This window comes from Anaerotignum propionicum DSM 1682 (genome assembly GCF_001561955.1).
GTDB classification, from domain to species: Bacteria; Bacillota; Clostridia; order Lachnospirales; family Anaerotignaceae; genus Chakrabartyella; species Chakrabartyella propionicum.
This window is the reverse complement of sequence record NZ_CP014223.1, coordinates 287,824-300,253: the sequence shown is the minus strand read 5'-3', so window position 1 is coordinate 300,253 and position 12,430 is coordinate 287,824. Positions and strand designations below refer to the sequence as shown.

Annotated in this window: 12 protein-coding genes; 1 reads left to right on the top strand and 11 read right to left on the bottom strand. The window is 42.6% G+C overall.

Translation table 11 applies throughout. The features are described 5' to 3' along the window. Position 1: 1 nt before the first annotated feature. The 7 genes from yqfC to glgB all read right to left on the bottom strand — a co-directional run bounded on the left by yqfC (position 2) and on the right by glgB (position 6,745). Entirely contained in the window at positions 2–265 is a 264-nt protein-coding gene (gene yqfC / locus CPRO_RS01355) for a sporulation protein YqfC (RefSeq protein WP_066046967.1), read from the bottom strand. A 366-nt stretch (positions 266–631) separates the two neighbouring features. After that, complete coding sequence (locus tag CPRO_RS01350) at positions 632–1,426, bottom strand: ABC transporter ATP-binding protein (protein WP_066046965.1); 795 nt, start codon at positions 1,424–1,426, stop codon at positions 632–634. Continuing rightward, complete coding sequence (locus CPRO_RS01345; RefSeq protein WP_066046963.1) at positions 1,419–2,327, bottom strand: ABC transporter permease; 909 nt, start codon at positions 2,325–2,327, stop codon at positions 1,419–1,421. The genes CPRO_RS01350 and CPRO_RS01345 overlap by 8 nt, the downstream gene beginning before the upstream one ends. A gap of 109 nt (positions 2,328–2,436) precedes the next feature. Next, on the bottom strand, positions 2,437–3,432 hold the full coding sequence (locus CPRO_RS01340) for an ABC transporter substrate-binding protein (protein ID WP_066046961.1): 996 nt from the start codon (positions 3,430–3,432) through the stop codon (positions 2,437–2,439). A gap of 211 nt (positions 3,433–3,643) precedes the next feature. Then, positions 3,644–4,096: a GatB/YqeY domain-containing protein gene (locus tag CPRO_RS01335; protein WP_066046959.1), complete on the bottom strand. Its 453-nt coding sequence runs from the start codon at positions 4,094–4,096 to the stop codon at positions 3,644–3,646. A 27-nt stretch (positions 4,097–4,123) separates the two neighbouring features. Beyond that, positions 4,124–4,300: a 30S ribosomal protein S21 gene (gene rpsU, locus CPRO_RS01330; protein ID WP_022255363.1), complete on the bottom strand. Its 177-nt coding sequence runs from the start codon at positions 4,298–4,300 to the stop codon at positions 4,124–4,126. Positions 4,301–4,507: 207 nt separating this feature from the next. Then, positions 4,508–6,745, bottom strand: coding sequence for a 1,4-alpha-glucan branching protein GlgB (gene glgB / locus CPRO_RS01325; RefSeq protein ID WP_066046957.1), 2,238 nt, complete (start codon positions 6,743–6,745; stop codon positions 4,508–4,510). A 223-nt stretch (positions 6,746–6,968) separates the two neighbouring features. Here glgB and CPRO_RS01320 point away from each other — a divergent pair, with 223 nt between their 5' ends. Then, entirely contained in the window at positions 6,969–8,594 is a 1,626-nt protein-coding gene (locus CPRO_RS01320) for an MBL fold metallo-hydrolase RNA specificity domain-containing protein (protein ID WP_066046955.1), read from the top strand. A 76-nt stretch (positions 8,595–8,670) separates the two neighbouring features. Here CPRO_RS01320 and CPRO_RS15140 read toward each other — a convergent pair whose 3' ends face one another. From CPRO_RS15140 to CPRO_RS01305, 4 genes are all read right to left on the bottom strand, one after another. After that, the gene (locus CPRO_RS15140) at positions 8,671–8,823 is read right to left on the bottom strand and encodes a hypothetical protein (protein WP_157881613.1); all 153 of its coding nucleotides are present in this window, start codon (positions 8,821–8,823) and stop codon (positions 8,671–8,673) included. Positions 8,824–9,126: 303 nt separating this feature from the next. Further along, positions 9,127–10,467 (bottom strand): TldD/PmbA family protein, encoded by a 1,341-nt coding sequence (locus tag CPRO_RS01315; RefSeq protein WP_066046954.1) that lies wholly within the window; start codon positions 10,465–10,467, stop codon positions 9,127–9,129. Between the two features lie 5 nt (positions 10,468–10,472). Beyond that, complete coding sequence (locus CPRO_RS01310; protein ID WP_066046952.1) at positions 10,473–11,855, bottom strand: TldD/PmbA family protein; 1,383 nt, start codon at positions 11,853–11,855, stop codon at positions 10,473–10,475. Further along, entirely contained in the window at positions 11,849–12,412 is a 564-nt protein-coding gene (locus CPRO_RS01305; RefSeq protein ID WP_066046950.1) for a Holliday junction resolvase RecU, read from the bottom strand. Before CPRO_RS01305 ends, CPRO_RS01310 begins: the two co-directional genes overlap by 7 nt. Positions 12,413–12,430: the final 18 nt, after the last annotated feature.

Here is a 12,430-nt window from a genome sequence, read left to right as displayed (position 1 = left end):
ATCAGGTCAAAAATTCCAAAGCAACCACCTTCCCCGTAATCACCAATACATCTGTGGTTAGCTGCTTCAGGCCCAAATCCTCCCCACGGATGCATAAAGTGCCCGCCTTTGTACCAATGCGGATGCTTTCCTCACCGTAAGTTAAAATTCCTTTATGATTTTCAATCGTGATTTCCTCTCGACCCATTAAGGAAATCAACGGTAAATCCAGCATGATTTCCTTTGGCAAGTCTAAAGCCTCAGACACGCCCCTTCGTAAATCCATAACTTATCACCATCCGAAAAACCGTTTGTTTACATTATGCGAGAAAATGCAAAGAAATACCTTGTCTATCAATGTTACCAGCCATCCTGTATGATCTGTTATAGAAATTATCCTTCTTTGAATACCAGAATCTATATGCCATATTGATTCATTCAAAATAAAATAAGCACGACCCCTTTAAGAAAGAAATCATGCTTATTAAATAGCCTTGTTTAATTTATTCCAAATACTCTTGATACATAAAATGATTGTACCTATAGTTTAAACCACCTATCCCATGGGGATTTCACAAAGTTCTTGGTCTTTCTGTTTTCAAGAAGCTAGTGAGGTTTGGCAAAATCAGGGCTTGCAACCCCTTTTATATGATTAGCCTAACAGCGCCCTATCACTAACAAATTCACTGCCGCTTGCTACGGAGAATTTCTGCAATAAATCCTCCACCGTCAGCTTCTTCTTTTCCTCACCTTTAATATCCAGAATAATGCGCCCATCACTCATCATAATTAAACGATTTCCATGGGCAATGGCATCCTTCATGTTATGGGTAACCATTAAGGCTGTTAAGCCATGCTCCGCAATAATACGGTCGGAAAGCTCCAATACCTTTGCCGCTGTTTTCGGGTCCAACGCCGCCGTATGCTCATCCAATAAAAGCAGCTTAGGTTTTTTCAACGTTGCCATCAACAGCGTAAGCGCCTGTCTTTGCCCACCGGAAAGCAGACCAACCTTTGCTCTGAGACGTGTTTCCAAGCCCAAATCCAAAGTTTTTAAAAGCTCCTTGTATTCGACTCTCTCCTTTTGGGTAATACCCCAACGTAAACCTCTAGATTGACCTCTGCGGTATGCTAAAGCAAGGTTCTCCTCAATCTCCATATCCGCCGCTGTTCCCGTCATGGGGTCTTGAAATACACGGCCCAAATACAACGCCCGCTTATGCTCGGGAAGCTTTGTCACATTCACACCATCGATAATAATTTTGCCTCTGTCAATTGGCCATACACCGGAAATAGCATTCAGCATGGTGGACTTCCCGGCACCGTTGCCACCGATAATTGTCACAAAATCCCCCTGCTCCAACTTAAGATTCAAACCATTTAATGCCTTTTTCTCACTGGGGGAATTGGGATTGAAGGTTTTATAAATCTCCTTTAATTCAAGCATTTGCCTTCCCTCCCTTTTTTCCGTTCTTCATAAAATGCTGCCCTTTCAGATAAGGTACTGCTAGGAATGCCGCTACAATCAAAGCACTCACTAGTTTTAAATCCGTTGTTTCCAAACCAAGCTGCAAGACAATGGTGATAACAACGAAATATAGAATTGCTCCAAAAATAACTCCCACCAAACGGAACGCAAAGTTATGGAATATTCTCCCGAACAAAACGCCGCCAATAATAACTGCCGCCAAACCGATGACAATGGCACCACGACCCATATTCACGTCAGCATTGCCTTGATACTGGGCATATAATGCACCTGCAACACCCACTAAGCCGTTGGAAATCATCAGCCCAATTACCTTCATTACTTTTGTATTAATGCCTTGGGCTCTGGACATGTTTTCGTTATTTCCTGTGGCACGGATGCCACGACCCAGCTCCGTTCCAAAAAACCAGTATAAAATTATGATTACAACGGCACAGCAGATTGCCGATACCATAACCGCCTTAGGAATATCCCGCAAGCTTAAAATCAAGTTATATTTATCCACACTGATTGCCTGATTTGATTTTCCCATAATACGCATATTCACAGAATATAAACCAAGCTGAGTTAAAATACCCGATAAAATAGCAGGAATGCCGAAGGCCACATGAAATATTCCTGTAACTAAGCCCGCCATCATACCGGCCACAGCCGCGCAAAGCAGTGCAACATAAGGATTATATCCTCCAAGCATCATCATTACCGCCACAGCACCACCGGTACATAGACTTCCATCCACGGTCAAATCCGCATAGTCCAACACCTTGTATGTAATATAAACCCCTATGGCCAAAAGTCCCCAAATAAGCCCTTGTGCCACAGAACCAGGTAATGCCTTCATCAAAGCCATCACATTCATCTCAATTCCCCCATTTTCCTTTTTTTCTCTTTAGCATGCTTAAGTAGAAAAAAGGGAGCGGTCAGTAATCTGCCCCGCTCTACCCTTTATAATTTTAAATATATGCTATTTACTGAATTGCCTCGAAGCCTTCAGGCATTGTGATGTTCAAAGCTTTAGCAATTTCTGCATTATATTTTGGTACAATGTTATCGGAAACAAAACCAATGGGCATTGTTGCTGGTTTTGCACCGTTTACCAAAATATCATATGCCATTTCACCGGCCTTTTGTCCTAATTCATAAAAGCTGATACTTAATGTTGCCAAACCGCCGGATTTGCACATACCTTCTTCTCCTGCAAAAACAGGAATTCCCGCAGGTACAGTTACGTTTTTAACAATTTCCATATTGCTGGCCATTGTATTATCTGTAGGAATAAATACAGTATCACATTCGCTGACTGCATTTGTGATAACAGCCTGAATTTCATTGGAATCAGCAGCTGTATATTCTTTAAATGCAATACCCGCTTCAGTCAATGCCTTTTGTGCCAATTCCGATTGGAAAATAGAGTTTGGCTCCGCACTGCAATATACGATTGCAACCTTCTTTGCATCGGGGCAAACCTTCTGCAATAATTTGATTTGTTCGTCAATCGGTGTTAAATCAGAAACACCTGTAACATTTCTGCCCGGTGCATCATTAGAATCAACAACACCTGCTGTTTTAAAGTCTGTGACAGAGGTACCCACAATAGGAATCTCTGATGTAGCCGCTGCTGCCGCCTGAACTGCGCCTGTTGCATTTGCCATAATCAAATCAACATCGTCAGAAACAAATTTTGTTGCAATGGTGGTACAGTTCGTGCTTTCACCCTGTGCATTTTGCACATCAAAGGTCACAGAGTCCCCCAACAGCTCTTTCAGCTTATCCTGAAAGCCTTGGGTAGCTGCATCTAATGCCGGATGCTCAACCAACTGCATAATTCCCACTTTATAGGTCTTTCCTTCTGCACTTTCTTCCGCAGGCTTTTCAGCTTTATTTCCACCACCACAGCCTGTCATAGAGATTACCATTGCGGCCATTGCAGTTGCAGCAACCAAACGCATTTTATTCTTTTTCATTATACCACTCCCCCAGAAATAAACCGCTTGCTTTAATACACATATGCGGTTATGCATTAATTAATTAAAGCAATTATAACACGCATATGTTCAAAGTCAAGTAAAAACGTATTATTTTTGGTACAAAAAACTTATAATTTTTGAAATATTTTTGACAAATGAAAAAGACCTGTCGGTATAAACCCGACAGGTCTTTCAAATTATGCCTTGATTATTGATTGCCCTGGAGCATTTTCTTTACAAAACTGCCAACGATTTTGTTATCGGCCCGCCCAATTATCTTCGGTGTAATCACCGACATAACCTTACCCATTTCTTTAATGGAGGAGGCACCGGTTTCTTTTATGGCTTCTTCAACGATCGTCTGGATTTCGGTTTCGCTCAATTGCTCTGGAAGGTAACCCAACAAAATGTCAATCTCTTGATTGAGTTTTTCAAGTAGATCTGTTCTTCCGCTCTTCTCGAATTCGGGAAGGGAATCTCTTCTACTTTTCAGCTGCTTAGTGATTACTTCAATCACGCCGTCATCATCCAACTCGACTTTATTGTCCTTTTCGATCTGAAGGATGCCCGAACGGATCAGCTGAACTGTATCCTTTCGCACAGAATCCTTTTCTTTCATCGCAGTTTTTAAATCTGCAAAAAGTTGCTCTTTTAATGACATATCATCATCCCTCTTCGCCGTATAGAATTATTTAAATTTACGTTTTCTTGCGGCTTCGGATTTCTTTTTGCGCTTAACGCTGGGCTTGTCATAATGCTCTCTTTTGCGAACTTCGCCCATGATGCCATCTCTGGCACACGTTCTCTTAAAACGACGCAGTGCGCTGTCTAAGGATTCATTTTCTTTAACTTTTACCTCCGACATGAATTTCCCTCCCTCCAGATGCGAGATTCGGTTGTTGCCTATGATAAAAGGGCGCCAGATTCGCCTTTCTACCATACATTTTAGAATTATACACAAAAAAGCAACACCCGTCAATATAAAGACCTTTATTTTTCTAAGAAAATATACAAGCCCTCTATATCTTCCGCAACGGTTTTAGGAAAACCTACTATATATTGATATCCGAAGCTATTTTTTTACTTTATTTGCTGTTTTTTCCTTTTCTGCCTCCAAAGGTGCTAAAACTACCATTCCCAAGGGAGGTACCTGAATTGAGACACTTTGGCTGTAATGATTCCATGGAACATCCTCAGAAAGAATTTCCCCATCATTCACTACGCCGCTGCCGCCAAACGCAAGCTTGTCACTGTTGAAAATTTCTTGAACCTTGCCTTGATTGGGCACACCCAAACGGAACTGGGTATGCAGGTTGGGTGTAAAATTGCAAACACAATATACCTCTTTTTCTTCACTGCGACGTATGAAAGATACAACAGAAGCATCTTTATCATCGCAATCTATCCACTTAAACCCATGGGGGTCAAAATCCTCTTTCCAAAAAACCTCATTCTCTAAATAAAACAGATTCAGCTCTCGAACATAGGCCTGCATATGCTGATGGTCTGCATATTGCAATAAATGCCAATCCAGGCTTTTTGCTTCACACCATTCATGATATTGACCGAATTCCCCGCCCATAAATAGCAGCTTTTTCCCGGGGTGCCCGTACATAAACCCATAGGCAAGACGAAGATTAGCAAACCTCTGCCAATCATCCCCTGGCATTTTCCCAACCATGGAGCTTTTCTCATGCACAACCTCATCATGGGAGAGCACCAGCATAAAATTTTCCGAATAATGGTAAGCCATGCCAAAGGTCAGTCGATTATGGTGATTTTTACGAAATAGGGGGTCATTTTTTATATAAAACAGAAAATCATTCATCCAGCCCATATTCCACTTTAAGGTAAAGCCCAAGCCACCCTCTCTGGGGTCTTTGGTAACGCCGGGCCATGAAGTAGACTCCTCTGCAATCATAAGTGCGCTGGGCTCTTTCTCCTTAATGATGGAATTCATGTGCTTAATAAACTCAATGGCTTCCAAATTTTCAGTTCCACCATATTGATTGGGTGTCCATTCCCCCGGTTCCTTGCCAAAGTCCAAGTAAAGCATAGAAGCCACGGCATCCACCCTTAACCCGTCAATATGATATTCCGTCAGCCAAAACAAGGCATTGCTGATTAAAAAGTTGCTAACCTCTTTTCTTCCGTAGTTGAACATATATGTTCCCCACTGCCTGTGCTCTCCCCGACGGGGGTCTGCATGTTCATACAAAGCTGTTCCATCAAAACGACCCAGTCCGAAGGAATCCTTGGGGAAATGGGCAGGTACCCAGTCTAAAAGCACCCCTATTCCGTTGTTATGGCAAGCATCTACAAAAGATTTAAATTCATCAGGGGTACCGAATCGGCTGGTGGGTGCAAAATATCCTGTAACCTGATATCCCCAGCTGCCATCAAAGGGATGCTCCTGCACAGGCAAAAGCTCAATATGTGTATAACCCATCTCTTTCACATAGCTGATTAATTTATCTGCAAGCTCTGTATAGCTAAGAAAACGGTCACCTTCTTCCGGCACTCTCATCCATGAGCCCAAATGTACTTCATAAACATTCATGGGAATGGCATAAAGATTTTTCTTGCTTCTGGCAGTCAACCATCGTTTGTCATGCCATTTATATTTTTTAGGGTTATAAAGTACAGATGCTGTTTCGGGGCGAACCTGGGCGTATCTTCCATAAGGGTCAGCCTTATCCACAGGAGTTCCATCGCATTGAATCACATGAAACTTATATTGGTCATTTTCCATCAAGCCCGGGATAAAAAGCTCCCAAACCCCTGATACCCCCAAACGACGCATAGGGTGGCGACGATTATCCCATTGATTAAAATTGCCGATGACACTTACACTTTTTGCACTGGGCGCCCAAACAGTAAAGGCGGCACCCCTTGTCCCGCCGTGGGTGATCAGCCGCCCCCCCATTTTATCATAAATTTCATAATGATTTCCCGCTCCAAATAAGTACCTGTCATATTCAGAAATGGTGGGCAAAAAGGAATAGGGGTCGTAGCTTTGCCAAGTAATACCACTGTTATTGGTATACTCCAGCATATAGCGAAACCATTCCTTGCGATCCCAAAGCAACACCTCAAAGAATCCATCCTCATGAATCTTTGTCATTGGGTACTGTTTTTTCTTATTTTTCATATCAATAACGGTAATTTTCTGTGCATCAGGTAAAAAGGCTCTTACGCCAACGGCAGATTCCCCGTCAAGTTCAATTACGTGCATCCCCAGTACTCTATGAGGGTCGTAATGTTCGCCATTTACGATTTGAAATATATCATATAGCTCTGTTATTTCCATACTATCAGCCCCCTTCTTTCTGTGCACTGTCATTTTATCCACCCAATTAGTCCACTTTATTATATACCACTTGTCCATTTGTTTCCATACAAAAATGCAGGCGTTTTCGACAGCCTCAATATAAATTTGACAAAAAAGTACCGTCTTGTCATTGTGAATAAATGGGGATATACTAAAAAGGAAAAAAAGCACTGCAAAAATTGTACGCTTAAGGAGGAATCACATGAAATTAATGTTTTTAGGCGCCGCCCATGAGGTAACAGGCAGTTGCCATTATATCGAAGCCTGCGGGAAAAGCATTCTTTTGGATTGCGGTATGGAGCAAGGACGAGATACTTATGAAAATCAAGAAATTCCCGTGCCCGCCTCTGCCATTGATTACGTTTTTCTTTCCCATGCTCATATTGACCATTCGGGGCTTCTGCCCCTTCTCTACAAAAATGGATTTCGTGGTGAGATTTATGCAACAGAGGCAACCACAGACCTTTGCCGTATTATGCTTTTAGATAGCGCCCATATTCAGGAATTTGAAGCCCAATGGCGAAACCGAAAAGCAAAAAGGGCAGGAACTACACCCTTTGAACCCCTCTACACCACCGAGGAAGCCTCTGCCGTTGCCAGCCTCTTTCATGCCAGCGATTATGAAACAGAAATTCCTGTAACCGAAGGAATTAAAATTCGCTTTACCGATGTGGGTCACCTTTTGGGTTCCTCCAGTATTGAAATTTGGCTCACCGAGGGGGAAATCACCAAAAAAATTGTTTTCTCAGGTGATATCGGTAATCTGAATCAGCCCATTATTCATGACCCTCGCTATACCGCAGAAGCTGACTATGTTATTATGGAAAGCACCTATGGCGACCGATTGCATAATCCTCCCCCTGACTATGTTTTGGAATTGGCAAGGCATATTCAAGAAACCTTTGACCGTGGTGGAAACTTAGTGATTCCCGCCTTTGCCGTTGGTCGAACCCAAGAAATGCTGTATTTTATTCGAGAAATCAAAGAAAGAAGTCTGATTAAGAATCACGAAAATTTTAAGGTCTATGTAGATAGCCCCTTAGCAATAGAAGCAACAAAAATTTTCACAGAGAATAGAATGGACTGTTATGATACCAAGGCCATGGAGCTGGTGAAAAGCGGCATCAATCCTCTGGAATTTAGCGGACTGGTTACCGCAGTAACCCCTGAGGATTCTCAGGCAATTAACTTTGATAAAGCCCCCAAGGTAATCATTTCTGCTTCGGGTATGTGTGAAGCTGGGCGCATTCGTCACCATTTAAAGCATAACTTATGGCGAAAAGAAAGCACCATTCTGTTCGTAGGTTATCAAGCCATGGGAACCCTTGGCAGAATCATCGTGGAAGGTGCAACGGAGGTACGCCTGTTCGGCGAAACCATTACCGTGAATGCCCATATTGAACAGTTGGCTGGGGTCAGCGGTCATGCCGACAAAAAAGGTCTACTCAACTGGATTAACCATTTTGAGCCCAAACCTGAAAAAGTATTTGTTGTTCATGGAGATGATCTTGTTGCGGACGAATTTGCCCGCTGTTTAAAAGAAGACTATCAACTCCAGTCCGTTGGGCCCTATAGCGGCGCCTGCTACGACTTGGCAACAGGAATTCTATTGGCAGAGGGTGTTAAAATCCCTGTGAAACTAAAAGAATATCCTCAGCAAAAAGGTGTATCCTCCGGTGCAAAACGTGCAATGTATTTGGCAGATCGCCTAGACTTGGCAAACCAACGTCTAACCCGTATTATCAATCAAAACAAAGGTGGCGCAAATAAAGATATGGAACAGCTCTTAAAGCAGTTGGAGGAATTTGCAGATAGGCTGGAGCAATAAGCAAGACCCCAAACATTTCCATAAAAAATATAAGGGCATCATCGAAATAAAACGATGATGCCCTTTTAAATACACTTTATGATTTTTGTCCATCATTCAAATACTTCAACATACATTTTATTGCCAATACCGCCAATGTAACCCCTAACACCAGTCGCACAACGGTAAAAATTACCATATACACTGAAAAAAAAGAGTCCATTGTTACAAAAGAGTTCATTGCCTCCATCCCTGTTCCTCCTATGTTTATTGATTACTTATTTTCCCAGTTTAGCATATGCCTCGTGCTTAAACAACCATTCCTTGCTACGATTATCTTATACTAAACATAGAACTCAGTAATCAAACCTTTTATCCACCATATATTGGTCACATTTTTCTAGATCCAAATAACGTTGGATTTTGTTTGAAAAAATGGTTAAATCTTCAAAAAACTTAAAAAGGATGTTTACAACTCCCCATAAAAATATATCAAACTCGGAGATTTTATAAACATCCATTTAAAATTGAATATAGCATCAATATCAAACTATTACTTTCCTGCAACCGACATTCCTTGAATCAAAACCGAAGGTGAACCCTTCCCACCTGCAGCAAAATACAAATCCTCTCCCACTTCCAAAATATCTTTCATAAGGGTATAAAAATTCCCTGCAACGGTAATCTGCTCCACAGGTCTTACGATTTTTCCCAGTTCCACCAAAAACCCTTCTGCTGAAAGGGAAAAATCCCCGGAAACCCCATTGGTTCCCGCATGAAGTCCCATAAAATCGGTAATAAAAAGACCATTCTCCATTTGCAAAAAAAGTTCCTCCAATGTCTTTTCGCCCTTTTGGATATAGAAATTGGTACACGCCGTTTTCACAGGAGCAGTCAGCCCCGTCTTAAAGCCGTTACCGGTGGAGGCAACATCATCTTTTTTTGCTGATTTGCGATTATATAGCAAAGTTTTCAAATATCCCTTTTCTATGACGGCCTTATTTTTTCCTGCAACCCCTTCACTGTCAAAAGGTACAGAGGCATAGCCGCCCTCTAACAATGCATCATCCCGCAGGGTAACACAAGAAGATGCAATCTGCTCACCCACTCTATCCTTAAGTAAGGAAAAGCCCTTTTGCACATTTTCTCCAAAGAAAATACCGCTAAAAGAGGAAAGAAGAGAGGTCATTGCCTTTCCATCCAAAACCACTTTATAGGTGCCGCTGTTAACAGAACTGGCTCCTAAAAGCTCGGCACCCCGCTTCGCTGCTTTTCTGCCTGTCTCCTCAGGATTAAACTCTGCCCAGTCGGTACCCTTCCAAAAGGCAGAGCCTTTCTTTGTTTCATCTCCCGCCCTAGCAATGGCACTGACGTAGCTGGAGGCAAAATTTTTTGTAAAGGAAATATCCAACCCAAGGCTGTTTACAATAGAAACTTCTCTTTTTCCAATACCCAAAACACAATAATCAAGGGAGGCAATAGACTCGGCACCGTTTAACGCCGCTTCCTCCATACGTTTTGCAAGCTGAATCCGTTTTTCCACGCAAACCCGTTCCAATTCCGGGTAGTATCCGCTAAATTCAGGATAAATTTCTCCTGCAAATAATTCCTCATGCTCATCTTCACTCATAAGCATAGCATTTTCTTTGGCTGATTCTATCAAAAAAGGAATACAGTCTTCCTCTAAGCGTTCTGAAAAAGCGTAGCCTGTGCGTCCGTGATAGGTTCCACGAAAGGAAATCCCTGCTTCACTACTGTTTTCATAGTTAGAGACCTCCCCTTCCATCAATAGAACTTCAAAGCTTTCTCCGCCCAAATAAAACACTTCACAATCGGTAAAGCCGCATTTGAGTGCTTCTTGAATCATTTGTTTTTGCAAATCCTGTCTATCCATAGTCCTTACCCCCTTCCGCCAACGGTCATTTCTTTTACCCGAATCATAGGCTGTCCTACATCCGTGGGGATAGAACCGCTGATACTGCCGCACATCCCTTGGGCACGGGCAAGATTATTCCCTACCATGTCAATCTTCATCAAAACCTCCATGCCCTTGCCGATTAGGGTGGCACCCCTTACAGGCTCGGCAATTTTACCATCACGAATCAGGTAACCCTCCAAAACGGCAAAATTAAAAGCACCGGTGGCGGGGTCGACACTGCCGCCGCCCATTTGCTTTGCATACAGTCCGAATTCCGTATTGCCAATAATTTCAGCGGTAGTGCTTTTGCCATTATCAATAAACGTATTTGTCATACGGCTGGTTGGTGCATAACGATAGCTTTCCCGCCTTGAAGAACCTGTAGATTTTGCACCCATTCGCCTACCATTTAATTTATCCACCAAATAGGAATGCAAAACTCCATTTTCAATCAATACATTTCTCTGGGTAGGCGTCCCCTCGTCATCCATTGCCGCAGAACCCCATCCATTTGGAATGGTGCCGTCATCAATGGCAGTCACAACAGAGGAAGCAATTTGCTGACCCATTTTATCTGCAAACACAGAAGCATTTCTTGCCACCGCCGTGGCCTCCAAGCTATGTCCACAGGCCTCATGAAAAATAACACCGCCGAAACCATTATCAATTACTACAGGCATTCTCCCTGCAGGGCAAGGTTTTGCGCCAAGCATGGTTACGGCAATCCTCGCCGCCTCCCTTGCCTTTTCTTCAACTTCAATCATATCATAAAGCTCAAACCCTACAGAACCGCCAGGCCCCAAATGCCCGCTTTGTTTCTCTGTTGCTGAGGATGCAATGGCCTCCACAGTAAATCGACTGCGCACCCGCTGTTCTTCTGCCCATAGTCCGTCAGTATTGGCAATAAAAACATCCTTCACAATATCTAGACAGCCTGTCCTTGTTTGATGAATCAAAGAGCTATAATTCTTTGCCGCTTCTGCCGCCAAAAAAAGCTTTTCTGCCTTCCTATTCTTTTCCACGGTATCAGGCATTACCATTATGGGATTTCTGCAAGCCAAATCCATTCTCTTCCAGCCCTGCAAAGGATATACCCGATCTCCCCTTGCCGCCGCTGCCGCTTCTCTTGCAATGCGGATTAAATTTTTTTCCGAAGTATCGTTGGTAAAGCCGTAAATCGCTTTGTTTTGAAAGAACAACCGAATTCCGGCGCCATAATCCAGACCGCTTTGCACAGACTCCACTTTACCATTTACAACACTTATGGAATTTCGTTTGGTCTGCTCCATATATATTTCTGCAAAATCGGCACCTGAACCTAATGCCGCCGACAGTGTATTTTCCACCACACTTTTGTTTAACATAAGCCACCTTCCTTTCTTTCCTTTTCCTCTGTTTCCTCTAAGTATAGACTTACTGCTTCCAAATAATGCAATAAACCATTGCCTGTTTTCTGGATGCGATATTTTTCCGCAAATGCCTCAACAGGAATGGATTTTCTTCCACCTTTCTCCGCTTCCTCCCAAAATTGTTTCAAAATTTCAAAAGGCAGTAAAAAGTATGCCTCTAACGCAGTAAAATGCACCAGAAGAAAAGCCAATCCCCGCTGGGCACGAAAATCCGCCATGAATTCTATCTGATGCTGATGTATATTCTGCAATGGTAGATGCTTATGGGATGTTTCCTTTGCATCAAAACAAACAGGCACCCCCTGGGCAACCCCAATATAATCAACCGTACTTTGCTTTTCAAAATAAGCTAAAGTAATGGTCTTATTTTCTTGATTGATTTTCACCGGCGTAATGGGCGTAGGCACCTTTTGAAAAAGTGCCAGCCCTCTTTGCCGATACTTCTCGTTGGTAAAATTAATGTTTTCTTCTAATGAGCTTCCCCTTAGTCCCCTCGAATTCCAGTGCGACATTTCTCCTCCTAAAATATG

What these genes read in the sequence shown, in the direction of transcription:
- yqfC (WP_066046967.1), bottom strand. Translation starts at nt 265, where the DNA reads ATGGATTTACGAAGGGGCGTGTCTGAGGCTTTAGACTTGCCAAAGGAA.
- CPRO_RS01350 (WP_066046965.1), bottom strand. Translation starts at nt 1,426, where the DNA reads ATGCTTGAATTAAAGGAGATTTATAAAACCTTCAATCCCAATTCCCCC.
- CPRO_RS01345 (WP_066046963.1), bottom strand. Translation starts at nt 2,327, where the DNA reads ATGAATGTGATGGCTTTGATGAAGGCATTACCTGGTTCTGTGGCACAA.
- CPRO_RS01340 (WP_066046961.1), bottom strand. Translation starts at nt 3,432, where the DNA reads ATGAAAAAGAATAAAATGCGTTTGGTTGCTGCAACTGCAATGGCCGCA.
- CPRO_RS01335 (WP_066046959.1), bottom strand. Translation starts at nt 4,096, where the DNA reads ATGTCATTAAAAGAGCAACTTTTTGCAGATTTAAAAACTGCGATGAAA.
- rpsU (WP_022255363.1), bottom strand. Translation starts at nt 4,300, where the DNA reads ATGTCGGAGGTAAAAGTTAAAGAAAATGAATCCTTAGACAGCGCACTG.
- glgB (WP_066046957.1), bottom strand. Translation starts at nt 6,745, where the DNA reads ATGGAAATAACAGAGCTATATGATATATTTCAAATCGTAAATGGCGAA.
- CPRO_RS01320 (WP_066046955.1), top strand. Translation starts at nt 6,969, where the DNA reads ATGAAATTAATGTTTTTAGGCGCCGCCCATGAGGTAACAGGCAGTTGC.
- CPRO_RS15140 (WP_157881613.1), bottom strand. Translation starts at nt 8,823, where the DNA reads ATGGAGGCAATGAACTCTTTTGTAACAATGGACTCTTTTTTTTCAGTG.
- CPRO_RS01315 (WP_066046954.1), bottom strand. Translation starts at nt 10,467, where the DNA reads ATGGATAGACAGGATTTGCAAAAACAAATGATTCAAGAAGCACTCAAA.
- CPRO_RS01310 (WP_066046952.1), bottom strand. Translation starts at nt 11,855, where the DNA reads ATGTTAAACAAAAGTGTGGTGGAAAATACACTGTCGGCGGCATTAGGT.
- CPRO_RS01305 (WP_066046950.1), bottom strand. Translation starts at nt 12,412, where the DNA reads ATGTCGCACTGGAATTCGAGGGGACTAAGGGGAAGCTCATTAGAAGAA.